A 20429-nucleotide genomic window follows, 5' to 3' on the forward strand; every position below is an offset into this window, starting at 1 on the left:
TTATGCGCTTTCCTTGAAATCGGCATCCCCGTCATCCGGGCCGCCCATGGACAGATCGAGTGCGAAGCCCTTGGCGCGCGCCTGCTGAGCCGAAACACTATTGGCAGGTGCCTTGGCGACCGGCTTGCGGGCTACGGCCGAAGCCGAGCTACGGACGCTGACGCGCGCGGCAGGTGCGCGGCTCTGGCGGTTGCCGGCCGTATCGACCTTGAAGAAGGCGATCGAGGTCTGCAGTTCTTCGGCCTGGCTTGCGAGCTCTTCCGATGTCGCCGACATCTCTTCCGATGCGCCGGCGTTCTGCTGGGTCACCTTGTCGAGTTGCTGGATCGCCTCGTTGATCTGCGAGGCACCGATATCCTGCTCGCGGCAGGCGGCGCTGATCTCGGAGACCAGTTCGGCAGTCTTGCGAATGTCGGGCACCAGGCGGCCGAGCATGTCGCCGGCATCGCTGGCTGCCTTGACGGTATCGCTGGACATGGCGCTGATCTCGGCGGCGGCCGACTGGCTGCGTTCGGCAAGCTTGCGCACTTCGGAGGCGACGACCGCAAACCCCTTGCCGTGTTCACCGGCACGCGCTGCCTCGACAGCGGCGTTCAGGGCGAGCAGGTCGGTCTGGCGGGCGATTTCCTGGACGATGCCGATCTTTTCGGCAATCGTGCGCATCGCGTTGACGGCGCGGGAAACGGCGTCGCCGCTTGCCTCGGCGTCCTTGGCGGACTGGCGGGCGATCTTCTCGGTCTGCGCCGCATTGTCGGCGTTCTGCTTGATGTTGGACGCCATCTCTTCCATGGCGGCCGATGCCTCTTCAGCCGAAGCGGCCTGTTCGGTCGCACCCTGGGAAACCTGCTCGGAGCTGGCCGAGAGTTCCTGGCTGCCGGCCGAGACATTCTCTGCTGCAGAGATAGCGTCGGCGACGACGCCGCGAAGCCGCTCCACCATTTGCTCCAGAGCGATACCGAGCGTGTCCTTGTCCGAAAGCGGCTTCGGAGACACAGTGAGGTCGCCGTTGGCGATCTGGTTGGCAATGCCCGCGGTCACGCGAAGGTTGTCCGTCATCCGGGTCATCGAGTTGACGAGATCGCGGATTTCGTCGTTGCTCTTGTGTTCGATGCTCTGATCCAGATCGCCAAGGCTGACGGCATCGGCAAGATTGACCGCACGCTTCAGGCCACGCGAGATGTTCACGGAAATCCAGGTCGCGCAACCGAGCGAGAACAGGACCAGCACGACGGTCATGGAAATCAGAATGAACCGCGAATTGGCGTATTGCGCGTCGGTTGCCTGATCGGTCTCGTTGACGTTGCCGGAAATCGTTTCCGTCATGTCTTCCATGACCTTGAGAGCCTTGTTCATGACGTCGCGACCTTCACGCATCGTGAGCGACGTCGCCTGGGCATTGGACTCGGTCGTGTTCTGCGTCGCGAGATCGGCGATGCGCTTCTGGATCGGCTCATAGGTGTCGTACAGCGCCTTGAACTGATCGGCTTGGGCGCGCACATCAGGATCTGCCGAGGCTGCGAGCTTGGTGGTCAGGTCCTTGATACCGTCCTGGCGGTCGAGCAACGACTTCACGAAGCCGGCGATCTCGGCGGGATCGCTGTTGAGGATCGCGTTCTTTTCCGCGCGAACGGTGCCGTTGAACATTTCGCTGAGCGCGACCACGGTCTTCAGGTCCTTGATCGGCTCACCGACCATTTTCGTGATCGCGGAATTCAGGGAAGACAGATTGTAGATCGCCAGGCCAGCCATCGATCCGCTGAGCAGAATGACGGCGGCGAAGACCAAAGCCAGTTTGAGCTTTATCGTAAGACGCATGGGTAGTCTCCAGAGACTTGGAATACTCGGGCAAAGTTGCCCGATAGGAGGTCCGGGTGCTGAACGCACCCGACGACCGTGGGGGGTGATGGAGATAAAGAGCCGTACATCTACTCTTGCGTGAGCGGGTGGCGGTGCCAGCCACGCTTCCAACGTCTACATCCGTTGGCATCTGCGGAACCGTGGCCAGTCACCTGGCCACGGCTGTTTCATTGATCACGCGCTTTCGCGGAAATCGTCGTCGCCGGCATCGGGACCGCCCATCGACATATCGAGCGCAAAGCCCTTGACGCGTGCCTGTTGGGCGGAGACCGAGCGAGCGTTCTGGTTGTTGCTGCCCAACGCCGGACCCTTCTGGCGCACGGCGGCATTGGCGGTGGCTTTCGCTGCAGGCTTTCTGACGCCGGCCTTGGCGCCTGCCGCATCGACCTTGAAGAAGGCGATGGAGGCCTGGAGTTCCTCGGCCTGTGCCGCAAGCTCTTCCGACGTCGCCGACATCTCTTCCGATGCGCCGGCGTTCTGCTGGGTCACCTTGTCGAGTTGCTGGATCGCCTCGTTGATCTGCGAGGCACCGATATCCTGCTCGCGGCAGGCGGCGCTGATCTCGGAGACCAGTTCGGCAGTCTTGCGGATATCTGGCACCAGGCGGCCGAGCATGTCGCCGGCATTGCTTGCTGCCTTCACCGTGTCACTCGACATGGCGCTGATCTCGGCGGCGGCCGACTGGCTGCGTTCGGCAAGCTTGCGCACTTCGGAGGCGACGACCGCAAACCCCTTGCCGTGTTCACCGGCACGCGCTGCCTCAACAGCGGCGTTCAGGGCGAGCAGGTCGGTCTGGCGGGCGATTTCCTGGACGATGCCGATCTTTTCGGCAATCGTGCGCATGGCATCGACAGCGCGGGTGACGGCAGCGCCGCTCTCTTCCGCATCCTTGGCGGACTGGCGGGCGATCTTCTCGGTCTGCGCCGCATTGTCGGCGTTCTGCTTGATATTGGACGCCATCTCTTCCATCGCCGCCGATGCCTCTTCAGCCGAAGCGGCCTGTTCGGTCGCGCCCTGGGAAACCTGTTCGGAGCTGGCAGAGAGTTCCTGGCTGCCGGCCGAGACATTCTCGGAGGCCGACAGCGCATCGCCCACCACGCCGCGAAGGCGCTCGATCATGAGGTTGACGTTGCCAAGCAGTTCGCCGATTTCGTCGCGGTTGGCAATTTCGGCTGTCTTTGTCAGGTCTCCTTCAGCCACCTCGCGGACCACGCTGTTGGCGCGGCGAAGGCCCCTGGAGATCGTGCTGGCAATCCAGAAGGCGGTGATGGCGGCGATGAGCGTTGCGATGACGGCAGCCACGGTCAGCGTGAGACGCGTCGATGCGTATTGATGATCGGCGCCATCGTCGGCTTCTTTCATCTTGTCCTTCTCGACGACAAGCATCTTTTCGAGTTCGCCATCCAACTCGTGCGCAAGCTGGCGGGCATCGCCGACCGAGACAGCCGTCGCGCCATCGCGGTCACCGGCTTGCAGCCGCTGCCGGATCTGCTCGTCGGCGGCGACGAACTTCTTGGAAGTCGCTTCGATCTCGACCCAGTGGGCACGATCTTCCGCTTCCGCGCTCGCGATGATCGACGTCAGGGCCGTCGCCAGCTCTGCGCGCGCAACATCGCCGTTTTCGATAGCGCTGTTCGTTTCCTTTCCGTCCCTGGCCGCGACCAGGTTCTTCTGCTGGCGAATGATCTCCAGCTCGGCAATATTGACAGCCTGGGTGAGTTCCAGACGCTCGACGGGTCCTTCGAGCAACGCACCGAGCGTGTCGTTGATCTTGCCCAGGCTAAGAATGCCGTAGGCTGCAGTGCCCACAAGCATGAGTATTATGAAGGTAAACGCCGTCACCAGCTTTGTCTTGATCGTCAATTGCATCTTAAAAACCCCTTGGATGAAAATATGCCTAGTTGGCCGCTCCCGATGTGTCGTGACGCGATGAAAAGATTGCCTGCAGGTTGGGGAGGATGATGAACTCGCCTCCGCGCTTCACCAGGCAGTTGATATAATCCGCGCGCCATCGCATGCCGACGCTCGGTGGCGCCTCGCTGGCAGCCTTGGCCAGCGTCGTCACTTCGTTGACCTTGTCGGTGCGAAGCCCGACAAGCGTCGCCTCGCCGCCGAGATCGACCTCGATCACGATGATCCGGCTGTCGATCGTGGCTTCCGTCCCCTCCATGCCGAAGGCAAGGCGGAGATCGGCGAGCGGGATGACCTTGCCGCGAAAATTGATGACGCTGGCAACGAAGGCCTGTGCTCCGGGCACTGCGGTTTCCGGCAACAGATCCAGGATTTCCTGGACGATGACGGCTTCGAGCGCGAAGGTTTCGCCGTTCATGTCGAAGGTCAGAACCTCGACTTCGTCGGCGTAGTTCCAATGATGATCGATCTTGTCTGCTGCCGCGCTCATCCTGCCACCCGCATCTGCGCCTCTTGTTGCTGACCGGCGGCCACGAGGTGTCCGACGTCAAGAATGAGAGCGACGCCGCCGTCGCCCAGAATGGTGGCGCCCGAGAAGGTCGCCACGTCGTTGTGCAGCTTCGACATCGACTTGATGACCGTCTGGTGGTCGCCGATGATCTGGTCGACGACGAGGCCGACGCGTTCGGTGCCCGTCGAAATGACCACGACCTTCTGGTGCACATCCGGCTTGGTACCGGTGCGGAAGAGATCGCGAAGCCGCAGGAAAGGAACGAGGCTGTCGCGCAGCGATATGAAACTGCGTCCGCGCGAGCGCAGGTCCTCTTCCAACGACAGTTCAAGGCACTCTTCGACCGCAGACAGCGGAATGACGTAGCGACCCGAACCGACCCGCACGAGGAGACCGTCGATGATGGCAAGCGTCAACGGGATGCGCAGCGAGACTTCTGATCCCTGCCCCGGCACGCTTTCCATATCGATCGTGCCGCGAAGCGCCTCGACGGTTTTCTTGACCACGTCCATCCCGACACCACGGCCTGACAGGTTGGTGATCGCCGCCGCCGTCGAGAAGCCCGGCGCAAAGATCAGCTGCAGCAACTCGGGGTCGGAAAGCGGCTGGCCGGGCGAAATGAGACCCGACGATTCCGCCTTGGCGCGGACCCGTTCGCGATTGATGCCGCGACCGTCGTCCTTGATCGAGATGATGACCTCGCCACCGGCCTGACGGGCTGAAAGCGTCACGGTGCCGGCCTCCGTCTTGCCTGCTGCAAGCCGGTCCTGCGGCGTTTCCAGACCGTGGTCGATGGAATTGCGCACCAGATGCACCAGCGGATCGGCGAGCCGTTCGATGACCGTCTTGTCCACCTCGGTGCTTTCGCCTTCCGTCACGAGCTCGATGACCTTGCCGGTCTCGCGGGCGAGATCGTGCACGAGCCGGCGGAAGCGCGAAAAGAGCGTGGCGACCGGCACCATGCGCAGCACCATCATCGTGTCGCGCAGCTCGCCGGACAGGCGCTCGATCTCTTCGGAGACCGAGCGAAGCGCGATATCGGTGCTAGCGCTCGCAAGCTGGCTGAGGCGCGACTGCGCGATAACCAGCTCTCCGACGCGATCCATGAGCTCGTCGAGGCGCTCGGCCGGAACGCGAACGTTTTCGGCCGCCTTTGCCTGCCGATGGTCAGCGGCAGCCGCCGCTTCACGCTTCGCAGGCACCGCCTCCACCGGCTTGAATTCCGGCACGAACGCTGGCGGTCGAACGGCCGCCACCGCCGGCAGAGCTGTCATGTCAGCCGGAGCCACCGGTGCCGGCTTTGCCTCCGTAGCGCTTGCCGCCGCGATTTCCTGAACGTCCAGTTCCATATCGTCCATGACGAAAATGAAGACATCGTCGATCGCCGAACGGTCCTGTTCGCTGGTCAGCACGACCTCCCACGAAACATAGAGCTCCGTCGGCGCAAGGTCTTCGAGCGGCGGAATGGCAGCGGTATTTGCGCGTATGGTGCAAGCGCCGAGATCACGCAACTCGTCGAGAAGACCGAGCGGATTGGTGCCGTTCGCCATCGCGTTCGAGGGCAGGCTGAAAAGGATGCGCCAGGTCGTCGTCGTCTTTGCAGGTGCTGAGGGAGCAGGCGAAGCGGCAGCGGCTACAGCACCGCTCGCGGCACCCTTGTCGCCCACCGCCGCCTGCAGCTGCGCCAGGAGCTTCCGTCCGGTATCACCATGGTCGGCGTCCGGCTGGTCGACGAGCGCACGCATATGGTCCTGGGCGGCGAGAACGGCGGCGACGAGTTCGGCCGTCGCCGGCACTTCGCCCTTGCGGACACGATCGAAGGCGGTTTCGCAATGGTGGGTGAAGGCGGCCAACGCGTCGAACCCGAACATCGAGCCCGACCCTTTCAGCGTGTGCAGGCCGCGGAAAACCGCGTCGACCAGATCCTTGTCGTCAAGCTGGTGTGTCAGGTCAAGAAGGCCGGCCTCGATCGCCTCGAGGCATTCGGCAGCCTCCGTGCGAAAGACCGCTACCGGGTCGAGTGAACTCATCTGCCGAGCACCTTCTTGACGATCTTCACGAGGTTTTCCGGATCGAAGGGCTTGGTCAGCCAGCCGGTGGCGCCGGCGGCCTTGGCGCGGGCCTTGAGATCGGCATCGGATTCCGTGGTGAGGAAGATGATCGGCACGCCCATGTGGGTCGGAAGCTTGCGCAGCTCCTCGATCATCGTCAGCCCGTCCATCACGGGCATGTTCAGATCGGTGACAATCAGATCGAAATGCGCCGACTTGGCGGTCGCCAACCCATCAGCGCCGTTGACCGCTTCCGTTACAGCGTAGCCGGCATTGGTCAGCGTGACCTTCGTGGTCAGTCGGATGCTTGCGGAGTCATCGACTGTCAGAATATTTGCGCTCATAGCGTCACCTCTTTATGCAACCAGAATTTTGCGTCGTCGCGGTTGAAGGCTTCGACGAAGCCCGCACGCTCGAGTATTTTCAGGACGTTCCCTTTGGCGGGAGAAGCAAGCGCGATCGCCTTGCTATGCACCTCGGCATGGCGGCGGGCGGATTCAACAAGCTGAACAAAGCTCAGATCCGCCTCGGCCAGGTCTGAAAACTCAAGAACAATGGAATTTCTATCTTGAAAAAACTCGGCAATACTTAAATGTAAATCCGAGATATTCCTGATTCCCAGAACATGTGGGAGAGAAATAGACTCGATATGCTGCGCAATGGTGCTCAACTCGACCTCCTTGGACGGAGAAATACTTTTCGACTTGAGGAGGAATCTCACGACAGGCTTAACGGCGAGTAAAGTTTGGTTGCAAAGAAATGCAATTGCGACGAGTTCGGACTCCCTGAATTATTACCCCGCAAAAGTTGCATTGAGGCGTCACCTTTTCAATAAATGCTTTTAAAAACAATATCTTGTATCAGTATCCGTGATATCGCGGCGAAGGAGGTCGGAAATTTCATGCTCCGTTAAGCACAACGTTGACGAGTCTGTCCGCGTTTACCTGACGTTTCCAAGGCCCCCGTAAAAAGAGAGCCGAAATTGCCAATGTTATAAGTAAAGGAAATAACGTGAAAAACGGGGCGACATCGGCACCAACCGTATTCCGGACGTCCGGATCGGATATCACCCAGACACTGGAGGCAGCGCGCAGCCAGGTAGAAGAGCGCTTTCTGGAGGGCGGCACGGTGCTGCTCTCGGTGATGGACGTACTCAACCGGCTGTTGAGTTCGCTGGACAATGTCACGAAGACGCTGAGCACCAGCGAAGGTAGCGACGCCGGCGCGGATCTGCGCTCGACCGTCAAGAGCCTGGCCGATCTCCCGAGCGCCGAGAAGGCGCGGCGCGATGCGCTCTCCTCGCTTGCCACCACTGGATATTCGCTGCGCAAGCACGTTGCCGATATGCAAGAGACCATGCGCTATCTGCGCACCTTTGCGGTGACCGTGAAAATCACCGGCGCGGGGCTGCCGGAGTTTGCCGGCTTCGCGCAGGAAATCCTCGAACGCATCCATTCCGGCACCGAGGAAGTCAACGGCTTCGCCGCCCATCTCGACAGGCTGGACAAAGAAGTAAAGGTGGCGCTGACCTTCGGCACCAACATGGCGAAGAGCTACGCCGAGACCGTGCCGGAAGTGGCAAGTGCCCTAAAGGACGACGCCCGCAAGATCGCCGAACACCGCCAGCACCTCGCAGCGATGGCCCGCGACGTCTCCGCCATCGCCCGCGGCATCCAGAGCAAGGTCGCCTCGACGCTCTCGGCTTTGCAGATCGGCGACATCACGCGCCAGCGCATCGAGCATGTCCAAAACACCTTTGCTCTATTGGAGGATTTTCTGGACACTGCCGAAGGCGGCAATCTCAATGCCGAGGCGCGCAAGCGGGTGGAAAACGTCATCCATCATCTCACGGCAGCGCAGATGGGTGACATGTGCAAGGACTTCCACCGGGATTCGCAGAACGTCGTCAAAACGATCGCGAGCTTCGGCCATGACACGCAGGAGATCCTGCGGCTGCGCGACCAGATGAAGGGCGGCGCCGAAGGCAACTTCATGCGCGCGCTGGAATCCAGCGTCTCGGCCGCCCACGAGATCGTCCAGCAGGTCGACGCGGCGACGCAACAGGCCGATCAGGTCAGCCAGTCGACGCTCGGCACCGCGGCCAGGCTGCTGGAATCGATCGGCAACATCCGCGCGGTCAAGACCGACATCCACTACATGGCGCTGAACACCAACCTGCGCTGCAGCCGGCTCGGCGAGGAAGGCAAATCGATCAACGTCGTCACCGCCGAACTGCGTATTTTCGCAGGCAAGCTGGACGAGTCCGCGGACGCGATCGTCAACGGACTTCCCGCTCTGGAAGCCGCGGCCGGCAATGTTACGCCTTCGACGGACGCTGCGTCCGGCGGCCTCGGCGAGAACCTTACCGACGCAGTCGCCGACATCCGCACCGCTGCCGACACGATGGAGAATGAACTGAAGGTTCTGTCGGAGCACGGCCGCGAAGTGGCCGGAAAAATCAACCTGCTGATCGGCAAGCTGGATTTCCAGCGCGACCTCGGCGACGTCCTTGCGGGCTGTGCCGATATGCTGGAGGACGTGGCGGGCGCAGAGATCGCCGATATTTCGGATCTCGCCGACATCGTCGCGCCGCTCGATCGCAAGATCTTCAAGCTCTACACCATGGCGCAGGAGCGAAACGTCCACCGCGACATCATTCCCGCGATGGAAACAGCGGCCCTGGCCGCGGTGGAAACGGCAAGCGCCGGCACCAACGAAGAGGATCTGTTCGCCGACGCGCTGTTCTAGGGACTAGAGTAGTTCCAGCAAAACTGCACTGCGGTTTTCCGTTCGCGATTGCGTGAAAACAAAAGATCAGAGCGCTTTCGCAATTCGGAGAAAAACCGGATAGTCTAGCGCGTCCGACGGAACTTGTTGGCGGCATCGATTGCCGCCTTCTGCTGCTCTTCCTCGATGCCGAGGTAGAAGTCTTCCAACCCCGGGTCCGGCAGACCGGCGCGGCGCGACAGCACATACCATTTTGCCGCCTCGATCGGGTCGGGTTTGGTGCCCAGCGCGTTGATGTAGAGGTGCGCGAGCTTGTTCTGCGCCACCACGTTGCCGCCGTTGGCAGCAATGCGCAACCATTGGAAGCCCTTGACGAAATCGCGCGGTCCGTTCGTGCCGTTGACCAGCCAGATACCGAGATCGACCTGGGCGGAATCGAATCCCGCATGCGCGGCACGCGCCATCCACTCACGCGCCAACTGTTTTTTCTCCGCCGGCAGATCGGGAAGCGACGAATAGATCTCGGCAACGGCGTATTGCGCGTCGGCGACCCCCTGCTCCGCTGACTTCTCATAATAGGGCAGCGCGAGCTTCAATCCCTTGTCGCCCGGATTATCGGCCGTCAGGATCTGGCCCCAGTTGAACTGCGCCGAAGAATTGCCGGCATCAGCCGACTTGTTCATGTACTCGTCGGCCTTGGCTTTATCGCGTTTGACGTGCCTGCCCTCGATGAGGATCAGGGAGTACTTGAACATGGCGGCCGCATCGCCGCCATCCGCGGCCTTGCCGTACCAGAAAGCGGCATTCTTGGGATCGCGCTTGACGCCAAGGCCCGAGGCAAGCATTTCAGCGACGAGCGTCTGTGCCGCCGGGTCGCCGAGCTGCGCGCGCGGCAACGCCATATCCATCGCCGTCAGATAGTAGCCGCGCTGGTATGCACCATAGGCCTCGTCGACCGGCCCCTTGTAATCCTTCTCCGGCGGCAGGTCGGGCAACTTCGCCCCCATCCGCTCAAACACGCCAACGCCCGTAGAGGGCTCGGTACCGTTCGACTGCGGCCGCCCCGACTTCAGCGCTTCCGGCGCTCCGGTCAGCGGGCGCGTCACCACATTGTCGACAGTTTGCGCCGATGCGCCATGCGCAAGCGCTGCCACAACAGTAGCGGTGGCGATGAGAAAAAGGCGCAAATGGCGGGTCAAGATCGGCATGGGCGGGATATCAATCCTCAAACCGTGGCGCTTTTTCGTCCAACAGCGCGTTGACTTCGGCCACGATGGACGGTGCTCGCGCGGGGTCTGCGAAAACGGCAAGCCGCAAGGCGACGAATTCGGCACCGCTGTCTGCCACCACAAGCGCCGAGGCCGGGTCCGTACCGCCCATGACGATGCAGGGGATCGCGATCATCGAGGCCCACCATTCGCCGAGCGCGACGTTCTTCGGATGCGCCTCCGGCTTGATGTCGCCCTCGAGCTTGCCGAAGAAGATGTAGTCGGGTCGTTGCTCGCCGATTTCGAGTGCATGATGCCTGTCGGCAGCGTTGCCGCCACCGACGATCAGCTTGTCGGCATATTTTTCGATCGCCTCTGAGATCTCGCTGGCCGGACCCGTCAGGTGCAACCCGTCCGCCTTCGTGCGCCCGACGACGCGGCTGTCACCGGCGAGCAAGGCTGCCGCGCCGGCGTCCTGAATGATCGGAACGAGCTTCTCGGCGTGCTTTTGAAACTCGCTGTCATTCAATGCGTATTGCGGCACGATCACCGAGGCGACATCGCCGCCCTTCAGAGCATCGCCGACGATCTTCGCCTGCTCATCGGCATCGGCGATATCGGGAACGATCAGAACTAGGCGGCAGCGATTTTGCGGTTCGGTCATGAACTCTTTCCATTTGCAGCGGATTTCACAGTTTCCCGGCCCATCCGCACTCGTCCTGTGTGAGTAATTCCGTTAGACGGGACTGGCAAGGGAGGACTTTCAAAAGCATGCCGATGGACCTTTCATTTTATTACGCCGCCATTCCGGCCGTCATTCTGGTCGGCCTGGCGAAAGGCGGCATGGGCGACGCGCTCTCGTTGATCGGGTTGCCCTTTCTCGCCCTCGTCGTCTCGCCGGTTCAGGCCGCCGCGATCCTTCTGCCGATCCTTGTCTGCATGGATATGATCTCACTGGTCATCTGGCGCAAGCACGGCGACTGGACGACACTGAAGATCATGCTGCCCGGTGCCATCTTCGGCATCGCGCTCGGCTGGGCAACCTCAGCACTGGTGCCCGGCAATGTCCTGCGCGTCGTCATCGGCGCGGTCACCGTGCTCTTCTGCCTGCGCTACTTCTGGAACAGTTTCGGCCCCGGCGCCGCACGGGCAATAAAGCCGCACGAGCAGCGCCCGCTTCTTGCAACGCTCTGGGCAAGCCTGTCCGGCTATGGCAGCTTTGTGGCGCATGCGGGCGGCGCCCCGTTCCAGATCTACGCCCTGCCGCTGCAGCTGCCGCCTCGCGACTATATCGGCACCAGCGTCCGCTTCTTCGCTATTCTGAACGCGATAAAGCTGGTCCCCTACTTCGCCTTGGGACAGCTCGACACACGGAACCTTGCGGCCGCGGCCACGCTTCTGCCCTTGGCGCCGCTGGCAACCTTGACCGGGGCATGGTGCGTGCGCCGGATGAAACCAGCAATCTTTTATCCGTTCATGTATGCAATGGCGCTGATCGCGGCCATCCTGATCGCCCGCGAGGGCCTGGGATACTAGCGATCGCGGGCTTTCGCTGCGACGCACAATCTCCTTGCCGAACTGCCTCGTTTGACGTAGCTTTCCGCCATGTCGAACGCGGACGCCTTCACTGCGATAGCCGACCCTCACCGGCGCTTCCTGCTGGAGGAGTTGCGACGAGCTCCGCGCACCGTCAACGAACTGGCCGAGGGCCTTCCGATAAGCCGCCCCGCCGTCTCGCAGCACCTCAAGGCACTGCTCGATTGCAACCTGGTTTCGGTGACTGCAAACGGCACCAAGCGCATCTATGCCGTCAACAATCGCGGCTTCGACAGGCTCAATCTGTGGCTGGATCAATTCTGGGCCTGACACCCGCCCAAAATGAAAGAGCGCCGATTGCGAACTCTTCACAATCGGCGCTCAGGAAACTCTACCTGACGCGAAGTTTTGCTAAATTATTGGGAATCTTGCGATATCACCTTCCGTTGTCGCGCGACCCACGCCAAGTATTTGGTTATCCTGTCAATGTACGGGAGATTTGAGACGCTCAATCTCGTCCTTGATGCGCAGCTTCCTGCGCTTGCACTCGGCGACCTCACGGTCGTCTCTCGAGGGGGATACCATAAGCGAATGAAGCTCCTCCTCAAGAGCGCCATGCTTTTTCTGGAGTGATTCAAGATGAGCTTGAACAGTCATTTGACCCTTCCTTCCTCTTACCTCTCTCCGGCCAACACCGCCGGAGATCCAAGGCGTCAACCTTCAAAGTGTGACACATTTTTGAAAGCTTGTCGAAGGCGAAAACAAGGAGACTACGTGGCAAATTCATGATCATCACCAACTAGCCGTTACCGCTATTTGATGATAGGAGCATGCGAAAATCATCGCCAGACCGGACAGCGTCCGAAGACGATCGTGGGGAATACAAATGCCGGATCAGGAACAGGCGGAAGTCAGGCTCATCGTGGCGCGCATGCGTCAGGAGCACGAAGATTACGATGTCGCCATCAACGCCATGATTGCCACCGGATGCGACGCGCTGCGCATTCAACGCATGAAAAAGAAGAAGCTGGTTATCAAGGACAAGCTGACAAAGCTCGAGGACCAGATCATCCCTGATATCATCGCCTGAGGGAATTGTCGTGACGATGACAGACAGACCACCCGTAGCCATCATCATGGGCAGCCAGTCGGATTGGGAAACCATGAAGAACGCCGCCGATACGTTGGAAGCGCTGGAAATCCCCTACGACGCGCGCATCATTTCGGCCCACCGTACGCCTGATCGTCTGGTGAATTTCGCCAAGTCGGCGCGCGACGAAGGCTTCAAGGTCATTATTGCAGGCGCCGGTGGCGCCGCACATCTGCCTGGAATGGCAGCAGCCATGACGCCGCTTCCGGTGTTTGGCGTTCCGGTTCAGTCCAAGGCGCTGTCGGGTCAGGACAGCCTCCTTTCCATCGTCCAGATGCCGGGCGGCATTCCTGTCGGCACGCTGGCGATCGGCAAGGCCGGCGCGATCAACGCTGCCCTTCTTGCTGCCGCCGTCCTTGCCCTGTCGGACGAGGAAATCGCCGACCGCCTTGACGAATGGCGCGAGCGCCAGAGCGCTGCCGTCGCAGAATACCCGATGGACGACCTATGACCGTAACGACGATCGGCATCATCGGCGGCGGCCAGCTGGGCCGCATGATGGCCATGGCGGCTGCGCGGCTGAACGTCCGCACCATTATCCTTGAGCCGCAGGTCGATTGTCCCGCCGCACAGGTGGCGAACGGCCAGATCGTTGCCGCTTACGACGATCCGGTGGCACTCGCCGAACTTGCCGAAGCCTGCGACGTGGTCACCTATGAGTTCGAGAACGTGCCCGTTTCCGCCGCCGAAACGCTCGCAGGCAGCGTTGCGGTCTATCCGCCCCCCATGGCTCTGGAAGCGGCGCAGGACCGCTTGGTCGAGAAGCGTTTCATCAACGGCTGCAGCATATCCACAGCCGACTTTCGTGCCGTGGACAACCAGTCCGGCCTCGAGGCCGCATTGCGGGACTTCGGCGGCCAGGGGGTCCTGAAGACGCGACGGCTCGGCTATGACGGCAAGGGCCAGATGGTCTTCCGCTCCGGCGCCGACAGCGCCGACGGCGCCTACGCTGCCCTTGGCGGCGTGCCGCTGATTCTCGAAAGCTTCGTTTCCTTCGAGCGTGAGATCTCGATCATTGCCGCGCGCGCGACCGACGCAACCGTCGTCTGCTTCGATCCGGCCGAAAACATCCACCGCAACGGCATTCTCCACACCTCGACCGTACCCGCCTCCATCACCGAAGCGACGGCTGCCGCTGCCCGCGAGGCTGCGGAGACGATCCTGACGACGCTCGGCTATGTCGGCGTCATCGGCATCGAGTTCTTTGTGCTCGCAGACGGCAGCCTGATTGCCAACGAGATGGCGCCGCGCGTACACAACTCCGGCCATTGGACGGAAGCGGCCTGCGTCGTCTCGCAGTTCGAGCAGCATATCCGCGCCGTTGCCGGCTTGCCGCTCGGCAATTCCGACCGTCACTCCGACTGCGTCATGCAGAACCTGATCGGCGACGATATCCTGGCGCTGCCGGACTGGCTGAAGCGCCGCGATACGCTGGTTCATCTCTACGGAAAGACGGAATCCCGGCCCGGCCGCAAGATGGGCCACGTCACCACGCTGACTGCAAAATCATCGGTTTTCCCCTGACAGAACGCCCTTCTGCCACGGGAAAAACACCTTCATGTGGTTGACACAGACAAGTGGCCGGGTTATCTGCACGCCCAACCTGAAGAGCGCGCCCTGAGCGCGCTTTTGAATGTCATATATACGGGCGAATGTGAATTCCCCCAAACATCGCGGATCAAAACAATGAAGATCAAGAATTCGCTCAAGTCGCTCAAGGCTCGTCACCGTGACAACCGCCTGGTTCGCCGCAAGGGCCGCGTCTACATCATCAACAAGCTGAACCCGCGCTTCAAGGCTCGTCAGGGCTGATATCGCACGGCCGAATGGCTCGGCGACTTTGTGCGCCTGGGCCTGTTCGGGGGATTGCTGAAGTGATCCGGTTAAATCGCTTTGATCTTCTGCGTTGGCGGGCTAATATGCCCGCCATGCGTTTTTTGGCCATGACATCCGCGGTGCTACCGCTCGCTTTCGCCTTGCTGGCTCCCGTGCTGCCTGCTGTAGCGCAGGACAAGGAAACGATCGTCGAGCAGCCGGATGCGAACCTCTCCCCCGGGCAGCATCTCGACCAGCTTTATACGCAGCTGAAACGCGAGCGCGACGCCGACAAGGCCAGCAGTATCGCTGACGAGATTCGCACCGAATGGAACGATTCCGGCAGCGCTACGGTCAACTTGCTCATGCAATGGGCCGACAAGGCAATTCAGGATAAGCGCAACGCCGCGGCCCTTGACTTCCTCGACCAGGCAATCGCATTGAAACCGAACTATGCCGAGAGCTGGAACCGCCGCGCGACGTTGAACTATGCCAACGGCAGCATGCGCAAATCCATGTCCGACATCGAACGCGTGCTCGATATCGAACCTCGACATTTCGGCGCACTGTCAGGCATGGCCGCGATTCTCTCCGAGTCCGGCAACGACCAGCTAGCGCTCAAGGCTTGGGAGCGATTTCTCGACATATACCCTGCCAATCGCGCCGCGCAGGAACAGATGAACACACTCGCTGAAAAACTGGCCGGCAACCGCACATGATCCTGGACGGTGAACCGGCGCAGCCCATCTTGCGTATTGTGTCCATAAGTTTGCTCAGGTCGCTTTCATGTTTGCCGAAATCTCAGCGCTCCTCGCGCCCCTAGCAGCCGCTATCGGCTACTCCTCCTATAAAGCGCGTCAGATCGAGCAGGCCTATCCCAATATCGGTGAACTGACCGACGTCGGCGGCTACCGCATGAATGCCGTTCACGTCCCGCGTCCTGAGACCCCAGACCTGCCGGCCATTGTCTTCATCCATGGCGCCAGCGGCAATCTCCTCGACCAGCGTGGAGCCTTTCTTGCACCGCTCGCCGGCCGCGCCGAAATGCTGTTCGTCGATCGTCCGGGCCATGGTTATTCCGAGCGCGGCGGCCCAGAAAACGCCCTTCCTTCCGGCCAGGCGGATGCCATCGCCCACCTCATGGAAAAGCGCGGCATAGACAAGGCGATCATCGTCGGCCATTCCTTCGGCGGCGCGATCGCAGCGGCTTTCGGCGTGCGCCATCCGGACAAGACCAGGGGCCTTCTCTTCCTCGCGCCGGCGACGCATCCGTGGCCAGGCGGGGTCGACTGGTACTACCATGTCGCGACGGTGCCGCTGATCGGCTGGCTCTTTACGCACGCACTCGTGGTGCCGCTTGGCCTGGGGCGGATGGAACAGGTTACGCGGAGCGTCTTCAGCCCCAATCAGCGCCCCGCGGACTATATCGCACGAACCGGCCCTTCCCTGGTGCTGCGACCGGAGACCTTCTGCAACAATGCCTCCGATTGCATACGGCTGCTCGACTATGTGAAGGTGCAGTCGCCTCTCTACCCACAGATCACCGCACCGACCGTCATCATCACCGGTGACAGCGACGATATCGTCTGGGAGCATCTCCACTCGCAGGGACTGGCCCGCGATATCGAGGGTTCCGAGCTGGTCAGGATCCGCGGCGTGGGACACAAGCCGGACTACCTCGCGACCGATGTCGCCATCGCAGCACTGGAAAAGATCGCGGGGCAATTCCGCGATCTCGAGGCTGCCGCGCGCACGGCCGAAGAGCGCCTTGCCCGTCAGGGTGCAGAGCGAGCATAGTCTCGCGAGACTGAGGCCGCCGTCGCAGGTGGCGGTCCGGCGCCGGCAACGCCAACCGGAAACTGGCCGACCTGCCCGCTTGAACTGCGTCCCATCATTGCCTCGAGGCACCGGCGTCCCATATCTTTTTCATCGCAATCCTTCGGGGAAAGTCATGGACCGCCTTTGCATGAAATCATTCGCCGTGGTCGCCGCGCTGTCGCTCGCACTTGCACCGCTGACAGCGGCTTTCGCCGCTTCGCCCGCGCCCGTGGAGGCCGAGCACGGCATGGTCGTTACCGCCCAGCACCTGGCGACCGACGTCGGCGTCGATGTCCTGAAGAGCGGCGGCAACGCGGTGGATGCCGCCGTCGCGGTCGGCTATGCCCTGGCAGTCGTCTACCCGACGGCGGGCAACATCGGCGGCGGCGGCTTCATGACCATCCGGCTGAAAGATGGCCGAACGACCTTCCTCGATTTCCGCGAACGCGCGCCGCTTGCCGCCGCCAAGACGATGTATCTCGATGCCAAGGGAGATGTCGTGCCGCGCGCCAGCCTCGACGGCTACCTCGCCGTCGGGGTGCCGGGTTCCGTCATGGGCTTTGAGACCGCGCGCGAGAAATACGGCACCAGGTCGCGTGAGGATCTGTTGGCGCCGGCCATCCGCTACGCCCGGGAAGGCTTCACGCTGGAACAGGGCGATGCCGCCAGCCTCGCCGGCAGCGCCAAGCGCCTGGCCAAGGACGACGCTGCAGCCCGGATCTTCCTGAAGCCGGATGGCATGCCTTATCGTTCGGGCGAGAAACTGACGCAGCCTGAGCTCGCCGCCGTTCTCTCGAGCATCGCGGAAAAAGGACCCGACGCCTTCTATAAGGGCATTCCGGCAGACGCGATCGTCAAGGCGAGCGAGGCTAAAGGTGGCATCCTCGCGAAGCAGGATTTCGAACAGTATGCCGTGCGTGAGCTGAAGCCGATCGAATGCAATTATCGCGGCTACGACATCGTCTCCTCGCCCCCACCCTCCTCCGGCGGCGTCATCATCTGCGAAATCCTGAACGTGCTGGAAGGCTATCCGCTCTCCTTTCTCGGCTATGGCTCCGCCGAGGCGGTGCATCTCATGGTGGAGGCGATGCGCTACGCCTATGTCGATCGCAATGCTGCGCTCGGCGATCCGGATTTCGTTGAAAACCCGGTGTCCAAGCTGCTGGACAAGGGCTATGCCAAGGATATCCGCGCCAAGATCGACAATGACAGGGCGGGCAGCTCCGCCAACCTGAAACCGCTCGGCGCCAAGGAAAGCGTCGAGACCACGCACTATTCAATCATCGACGACGACGGCAACGCGGTGGCCGTCACCTACACGCTGAACGGCTCCTTCGGTGCCGGCGTGGTGGCGCCCGGCACAGGCATCCTTCTCAACAACGAGATGGACGACTTCACTTCCAAGCCAGGGGTGCCGAACCTCTACGGCCTGGTTCAGGGCGAGGCCAATGCCATCGCGCCGAAGAAGACGCCGCTCTCGTCCATGAGCCCCACGATCGTCACCAGGGACGGCAAGCCGTTCATGGTGATCGGCAGCCCCGGCGGCTCGCGCATCATCACCATTACGCTCGAAGCGATCCTGAACGTGGTCGATTTCGGCATGGACATCAGCCAGGCCGTCAACGCGCCGCGCATTCATCATCAGTGGCAGCCGGACAAGGTCTATCTCGAACCCTACACCCTCTCCCCCGATACGATCCGGGCGCTTGTCGCCATGGGCCACACGCTGGACGACGGCAGCGGACCGCCGCAATGGGGACAGGCCGCCGGCATCCTCGTCGGCGGCAAGAGCCTCGCCGATATCGAGAAGGGCGGGGCCGCTCGCTATTACGGCGCCATGGACAGCCGCGCGGCCGAGGGCTCGGCCGGCGGCTATTGATCAGCGGAGGCGGGCGTGAACGTAGTCGCCCCTGATCGTCACCTGCGGCTTGGCGCCCGGCACGCTCGGGCCCGGACTGTCGACATAGGACGCCTTGGCGGTCACGGTATAGTCGACCGGCACATCCCTGCCGAAACCGAGCTCGGCCTCCAGAGATTGGGCCGCGATATCGATCCGCTCGTCGCGCCGGATCCCATCATAATGCAGCTGCGCCCGCACGGCGGCACCGAGGATATCGACGGTAGAGGCATGGCCCTCGAGCGAGATATCGGCCGCCTTGCTTGAGATTCCAAGGCTTGCGAAATCCCCCTCGAACCACGCCCTGACGGCCTGCTGGTCGACGCGGATGGCGCTGCCTGGAGGGACGTTTGCAGATACTTCGAGCGTGCAGTCCGACAGATCCGTCCACGAGGTCTGCATTACCTCGACCCGCAACGTCGTACCGTCGACATGCATCCGGCTGCGATCCAGGCAACTGTTGAAGAACCAGCTTGAATACCACGAGGAAAACCACCCGCCGCGGCGCCCCTGCGTTTGCGCCCGGTAAGGCTCGCCGGCCTTGGTGGTGATCCTGATATCGCTCGCATCGCCGCTGACGACAACGGTGCGGACTGCCGAAATGTCGAGCGCCTCGCCGGACGACCCAGTATCGGCAAAGGCCGCAACCAGCGACATGAAGAATGCGGGTATGAATAGAAAAAATGCCATCGCCTGTCTCCTTGCGCGAGCCGCCTTCAACGTGGCGGCCGAGGCAAGCTGACGATTGGAGACATTTATCGAGACCTGAAACGCAATCCGGGTCGCCCGCGATTGCGATCAAGGCCATTGTCGTGTTGATATTCGCGCAAGCAACACCGGATCCGCTGTCATGATCTTCGTACCGCTACCCCTAGTCGTTGGATTCCTGCTTTTCATCCTGCTCGTCCGCATGCTCAGGCAGGGCGATTGGCACGCGCCGGAAAAGCGCCCCTTTCTGCTCCTGATCGCCGCCTATGCGCTGCAATCGGTGCTGATCGGCATCCGCTGGGGTTACGACGTCGTCGACATCCTTCCGGCCCAGGCCCTCGTCGCCTCGCTGATCGCCGGCCTCGCCTGGATCAGCTTCAAAAGCCTTGCGATGGAGGGACCGGTCGCGCTTGTTCGCTTCTGGCCGCATCTGCTGCCCGCCGCCCTGATCGCCTGCCTCCTGGCTTTCTGGCGCGAACCCGTCGGTCCGGTGCTGACCGTCATCTTCCTCGCTTACGGCGCGGCCCTTTTGTGGCTTGCGCGCCATGGTCCTGATGCGCTTGTCTCCTCGCGCCTCGACGGCGCCCTGCTGTCCTACCGCTCGCTGCTGATCACCGCCGTCTCGCTGATCGCGTCGGCAATCGCCGACATCGCCATCAGCCTGGATTTCACACGGACGGGGGGCATTCATTCCGGCGCCATCGTCGCACTCGGCAATGTCTTGGCACTGCTCGTCCTCGGCACGGCCGCCGCCGTTGCAAGCGGTAGCCAGTCCTTGGAAAACCCGCCTTCGGAACCGCAGCTTGCCCCCGCTTCCGCGCCAACGGCAGAAGACGCCACCGTGGCGGCCGCCCTCGACGGCCTCATGCAAACGCGCCATCTCTACCGTGATCCGGACCTCAACCTCAGCCGCATCGCCCGCCGGATGAACCTTGCCGCGCGCCGCGTCTCGATTGCCGTCAACCGCGTCCACGGCATGAGCGTGTCGCAATACGTCAACGATTTCCGCATTCGCGCCGCCTGCAAACAGCTGGCGCAGACCGACGAGCCCGTGACGCGGCTGATGTTCGACTGCGGCTTCATCAGCAAGTCGAATTTCAATCGCGAATTCCTGCGCTTGAGCGGCACCAGCCCCACGGAATTCAGGCGACGCAACCGCAGCAACCTCGTTGCGCTTGAGCCGCCTGCGAAAAAGACGCTTTTCGTGTCACCGTGACAAAGCAGCCGTTCACATCGACAG

General features: G+C 61.9%; 21 protein-coding genes. 11 read left to right on the forward strand and 10 right to left on the reverse strand.

Features of this window, described 5'->3' with window-relative positions; genetic code table 11:
• From AC1DMK_RS08680 to AC1DMK_RS08705, 6 genes are all read right to left on the reverse strand, one after another.
• Positions 1-1815 carry a methyl-accepting chemotaxis protein gene (locus AC1DMK_RS08680; RefSeq protein ID WP_477858378.1) on the reverse strand — a complete coding sequence of 605 codons (1815 nt, stop codon included), beginning with the start codon at positions 1813-1815 and terminating at the stop codon, positions 1-3.
• A 216-nt stretch (positions 1816-2031) separates the two neighbouring features.
• The gene (locus tag AC1DMK_RS08685) at positions 2032-3726 is read right to left on the reverse strand and encodes a methyl-accepting chemotaxis protein (RefSeq protein WP_477858380.1); all 1695 of its coding nucleotides are present in this window, start codon (positions 3724-3726) and stop codon (positions 2032-2034) included.
• Positions 3727-3754: 28 nt separating this feature from the next.
• A complete protein-coding gene (locus AC1DMK_RS08690; protein WP_477858382.1) occupies positions 3755-4258 on the reverse strand; it encodes a chemotaxis protein CheW in 504 nt (167 codons plus the stop codon).
• Positions 4255-6309, reverse strand: a complete 2055-nt coding sequence (locus AC1DMK_RS08695) for a chemotaxis protein CheA (protein WP_477858384.1) — start codon at positions 6307-6309, stop codon at positions 4255-4257. The genes AC1DMK_RS08690 and AC1DMK_RS08695 overlap by 4 nt, the downstream gene beginning before the upstream one ends.
• Positions 6306-6674: a response regulator gene (locus tag AC1DMK_RS08700; RefSeq protein WP_037069355.1), complete on the reverse strand. Its 369-nt coding sequence runs from the start codon at positions 6672-6674 to the stop codon at positions 6306-6308. The genes AC1DMK_RS08695 and AC1DMK_RS08700 overlap by 4 nt, the downstream gene beginning before the upstream one ends.
• Positions 6671-7000, reverse strand: coding sequence for an STAS domain-containing protein (locus tag AC1DMK_RS08705; protein WP_080725717.1), 330 nt, complete (start codon positions 6998-7000; stop codon positions 6671-6673). The genes AC1DMK_RS08700 and AC1DMK_RS08705 overlap by 4 nt, the downstream gene beginning before the upstream one ends.
• A gap of 341 nt (positions 7001-7341) precedes the next feature.
• Between AC1DMK_RS08705 and AC1DMK_RS08710 the strand changes: the two genes are divergently transcribed.
• Positions 7342-9078 (forward strand): methyl-accepting chemotaxis protein, encoded by a 1737-nt coding sequence (locus tag AC1DMK_RS08710; protein ID WP_477858387.1) that lies wholly within the window; start codon positions 7342-7344, stop codon positions 9076-9078.
• 104 nt (positions 9079-9182) lie between these two features.
• On the opposite strand, the gene AC1DMK_RS08715 is transcribed toward AC1DMK_RS08710, so the two are convergent.
• Positions 9183-10265, reverse strand: coding sequence for a tetratricopeptide repeat protein (locus tag AC1DMK_RS08715; protein ID WP_477858389.1), 1083 nt, complete (start codon positions 10263-10265; stop codon positions 9183-9185).
• A gap of 10 nt (positions 10266-10275) precedes the next feature.
• The gene (locus AC1DMK_RS08720; RefSeq protein WP_477858391.1) at positions 10276-10929 is read right to left on the reverse strand and encodes a thiamine phosphate synthase; all 654 of its coding nucleotides are present in this window, start codon (positions 10927-10929) and stop codon (positions 10276-10278) included.
• A gap of 107 nt (positions 10930-11036) precedes the next feature.
• Between AC1DMK_RS08720 and AC1DMK_RS08725 the strand changes: the two genes are divergently transcribed.
• On the forward strand, positions 11037-11801 hold the full coding sequence (locus AC1DMK_RS08725; RefSeq protein WP_477858392.1) for a sulfite exporter TauE/SafE family protein: 765 nt from the start codon (positions 11037-11039) through the stop codon (positions 11799-11801).
• 69 nt (positions 11802-11870) lie between these two features.
• On the forward strand, positions 11871-12131 hold the full coding sequence (locus tag AC1DMK_RS08730) for an ArsR/SmtB family transcription factor (protein ID WP_037069369.1): 261 nt from the start codon (positions 11871-11873) through the stop codon (positions 12129-12131).
• 153 nt (positions 12132-12284) lie between these two features.
• Here AC1DMK_RS08730 and AC1DMK_RS08735 read toward each other — a convergent pair whose 3' ends face one another.
• Positions 12285-12458 (reverse strand): DUF465 domain-containing protein, encoded by a 174-nt coding sequence (locus tag AC1DMK_RS08735; RefSeq protein WP_080725718.1) that lies wholly within the window; start codon positions 12456-12458, stop codon positions 12285-12287.
• Between the two features lie 229 nt (positions 12459-12687).
• Here AC1DMK_RS08735 and AC1DMK_RS08740 point away from each other — a divergent pair, with 229 nt between their 5' ends.
• The 7 genes from AC1DMK_RS08740 (at position 12688) to ggt (ending at position 18463) form a co-directional block, all read left to right on the forward strand.
• Complete coding sequence (locus tag AC1DMK_RS08740; RefSeq protein WP_037069374.1) at positions 12688-12891, forward strand: YdcH family protein; 204 nt, start codon at positions 12688-12690, stop codon at positions 12889-12891.
• A 16-nt stretch (positions 12892-12907) separates the two neighbouring features.
• The gene (purE, locus tag AC1DMK_RS08745) at positions 12908-13402 is read left to right on the forward strand and encodes a 5-(carboxyamino)imidazole ribonucleotide mutase (RefSeq protein ID WP_037069377.1); all 495 of its coding nucleotides are present in this window, start codon (positions 12908-12910) and stop codon (positions 13400-13402) included.
• A complete protein-coding gene (locus AC1DMK_RS08750) occupies positions 13399-14475 on the forward strand; it encodes a 5-(carboxyamino)imidazole ribonucleotide synthase (protein WP_477858396.1) in 1077 nt (358 codons plus the stop codon). The genes purE and AC1DMK_RS08750 overlap by 4 nt, the downstream gene beginning before the upstream one ends.
• 162 nt (positions 14476-14637) lie before the next feature.
• Positions 14638-14763, forward strand: a complete 126-nt coding sequence (gene ykgO, locus AC1DMK_RS08755; RefSeq protein WP_037069952.1) for a type B 50S ribosomal protein L36 — start codon at positions 14638-14640, stop codon at positions 14761-14763.
• A gap of 107 nt (positions 14764-14870) precedes the next feature.
• The gene (locus AC1DMK_RS08760) at positions 14871-15485 is read left to right on the forward strand and encodes a hypothetical protein (RefSeq protein ID WP_477858596.1); all 615 of its coding nucleotides are present in this window, start codon (positions 14871-14873) and stop codon (positions 15483-15485) included.
• A 67-nt stretch (positions 15486-15552) separates the two neighbouring features.
• Positions 15553-16563, forward strand: a complete 1011-nt coding sequence (locus tag AC1DMK_RS08765; RefSeq protein ID WP_477858397.1) for an alpha/beta fold hydrolase — start codon at positions 15553-15555, stop codon at positions 16561-16563.
• A 154-nt stretch (positions 16564-16717) separates the two neighbouring features.
• Positions 16718-18463, forward strand: a complete 1746-nt coding sequence (ggt, locus tag AC1DMK_RS08770; RefSeq protein WP_477858399.1) for a gamma-glutamyltransferase — start codon at positions 16718-16720, stop codon at positions 18461-18463.
• Here the strand turns inward: ggt and AC1DMK_RS08775 are convergent, their stop codons facing one another.
• On the reverse strand, positions 18464-19171 hold the full coding sequence (locus tag AC1DMK_RS08775; protein WP_477858401.1) for a hypothetical protein: 708 nt from the start codon (positions 19169-19171) through the stop codon (positions 18464-18466).
• Positions 19172-19331: 160 nt separating this feature from the next.
• Here AC1DMK_RS08775 and AC1DMK_RS08780 point away from each other — a divergent pair, with 160 nt between their 5' ends.
• Positions 19332-20405, forward strand: a complete 1074-nt coding sequence (locus AC1DMK_RS08780; protein WP_037069389.1) for a helix-turn-helix domain-containing protein — start codon at positions 19332-19334, stop codon at positions 20403-20405.
• Positions 20406-20429: the final 24 nt, after the last annotated feature.

The organism is Rhizobium sp. 05L419, assembly GCF_056397845.1.

What these genes read in the sequence shown, in the direction of transcription:
- AC1DMK_RS08680 (WP_477858378.1), bottom strand. Translation starts at nt 1,815, where the DNA reads ATGCGTCTTACGATAAAGCTCAAACTGGCTTTGGTCTTCGCCGCCGTC.
- AC1DMK_RS08685 (WP_477858380.1), bottom strand. Translation starts at nt 3,726, where the DNA reads ATGCAATTGACGATCAAGACAAAGCTGGTGACGGCGTTTACCTTCATA.
- AC1DMK_RS08690 (WP_477858382.1), bottom strand. Translation starts at nt 4,258, where the DNA reads ATGAGCGCGGCAGCAGACAAGATCGATCATCATTGGAACTACGCCGAC.
- AC1DMK_RS08695 (WP_477858384.1), bottom strand. Translation starts at nt 6,309, where the DNA reads ATGAGTTCACTCGACCCGGTAGCGGTCTTTCGCACGGAGGCTGCCGAA.
- AC1DMK_RS08700 (WP_037069355.1), bottom strand. Translation starts at nt 6,674, where the DNA reads ATGAGCGCAAATATTCTGACAGTCGATGACTCCGCAAGCATCCGACTG.
- AC1DMK_RS08715 (WP_477858389.1), bottom strand. Translation starts at nt 10,265, where the DNA reads ATGCCGATCTTGACCCGCCATTTGCGCCTTTTTCTCATCGCCACCGCT.
- AC1DMK_RS08720 (WP_477858391.1), bottom strand. Translation starts at nt 10,929, where the DNA reads ATGACCGAACCGCAAAATCGCTGCCGCCTAGTTCTGATCGTTCCCGAT.
- AC1DMK_RS08725 (WP_477858392.1), top strand. Translation starts at nt 11,037, where the DNA reads ATGCCGATGGACCTTTCATTTTATTACGCCGCCATTCCGGCCGTCATT.
- AC1DMK_RS08730 (WP_037069369.1), top strand. Translation starts at nt 11,871, where the DNA reads ATGTCGAACGCGGACGCCTTCACTGCGATAGCCGACCCTCACCGGCGC.
- AC1DMK_RS08735 (WP_080725718.1), bottom strand. Translation starts at nt 12,458, where the DNA reads ATGACTGTTCAAGCTCATCTTGAATCACTCCAGAAAAAGCATGGCGCT.
- AC1DMK_RS08740 (WP_037069374.1), top strand. Translation starts at nt 12,688, where the DNA reads ATGCCGGATCAGGAACAGGCGGAAGTCAGGCTCATCGTGGCGCGCATG.
- purE (WP_037069377.1), top strand. Translation starts at nt 12,908, where the DNA reads ATGACAGACAGACCACCCGTAGCCATCATCATGGGCAGCCAGTCGGAT.
- AC1DMK_RS08750 (WP_477858396.1), top strand. Translation starts at nt 13,399, where the DNA reads ATGACCGTAACGACGATCGGCATCATCGGCGGCGGCCAGCTGGGCCGC.
- ykgO (WP_037069952.1), top strand. Translation starts at nt 14,638, where the DNA reads ATGAAGATCAAGAATTCGCTCAAGTCGCTCAAGGCTCGTCACCGTGAC.
- AC1DMK_RS08760 (WP_477858596.1), top strand. Translation starts at nt 14,871, where the DNA reads ATGCCCGCCATGCGTTTTTTGGCCATGACATCCGCGGTGCTACCGCTC.
- AC1DMK_RS08765 (WP_477858397.1), top strand. Translation starts at nt 15,553, where the DNA reads ATGTTTGCCGAAATCTCAGCGCTCCTCGCGCCCCTAGCAGCCGCTATC.
- ggt (WP_477858399.1), top strand. Translation starts at nt 16,718, where the DNA reads ATGGACCGCCTTTGCATGAAATCATTCGCCGTGGTCGCCGCGCTGTCG.
- AC1DMK_RS08775 (WP_477858401.1), bottom strand. Translation starts at nt 19,171, where the DNA reads ATGGCATTTTTTCTATTCATACCCGCATTCTTCATGTCGCTGGTTGCG.
- AC1DMK_RS08780 (WP_037069389.1), top strand. Translation starts at nt 19,332, where the DNA reads ATGATCTTCGTACCGCTACCCCTAGTCGTTGGATTCCTGCTTTTCATC.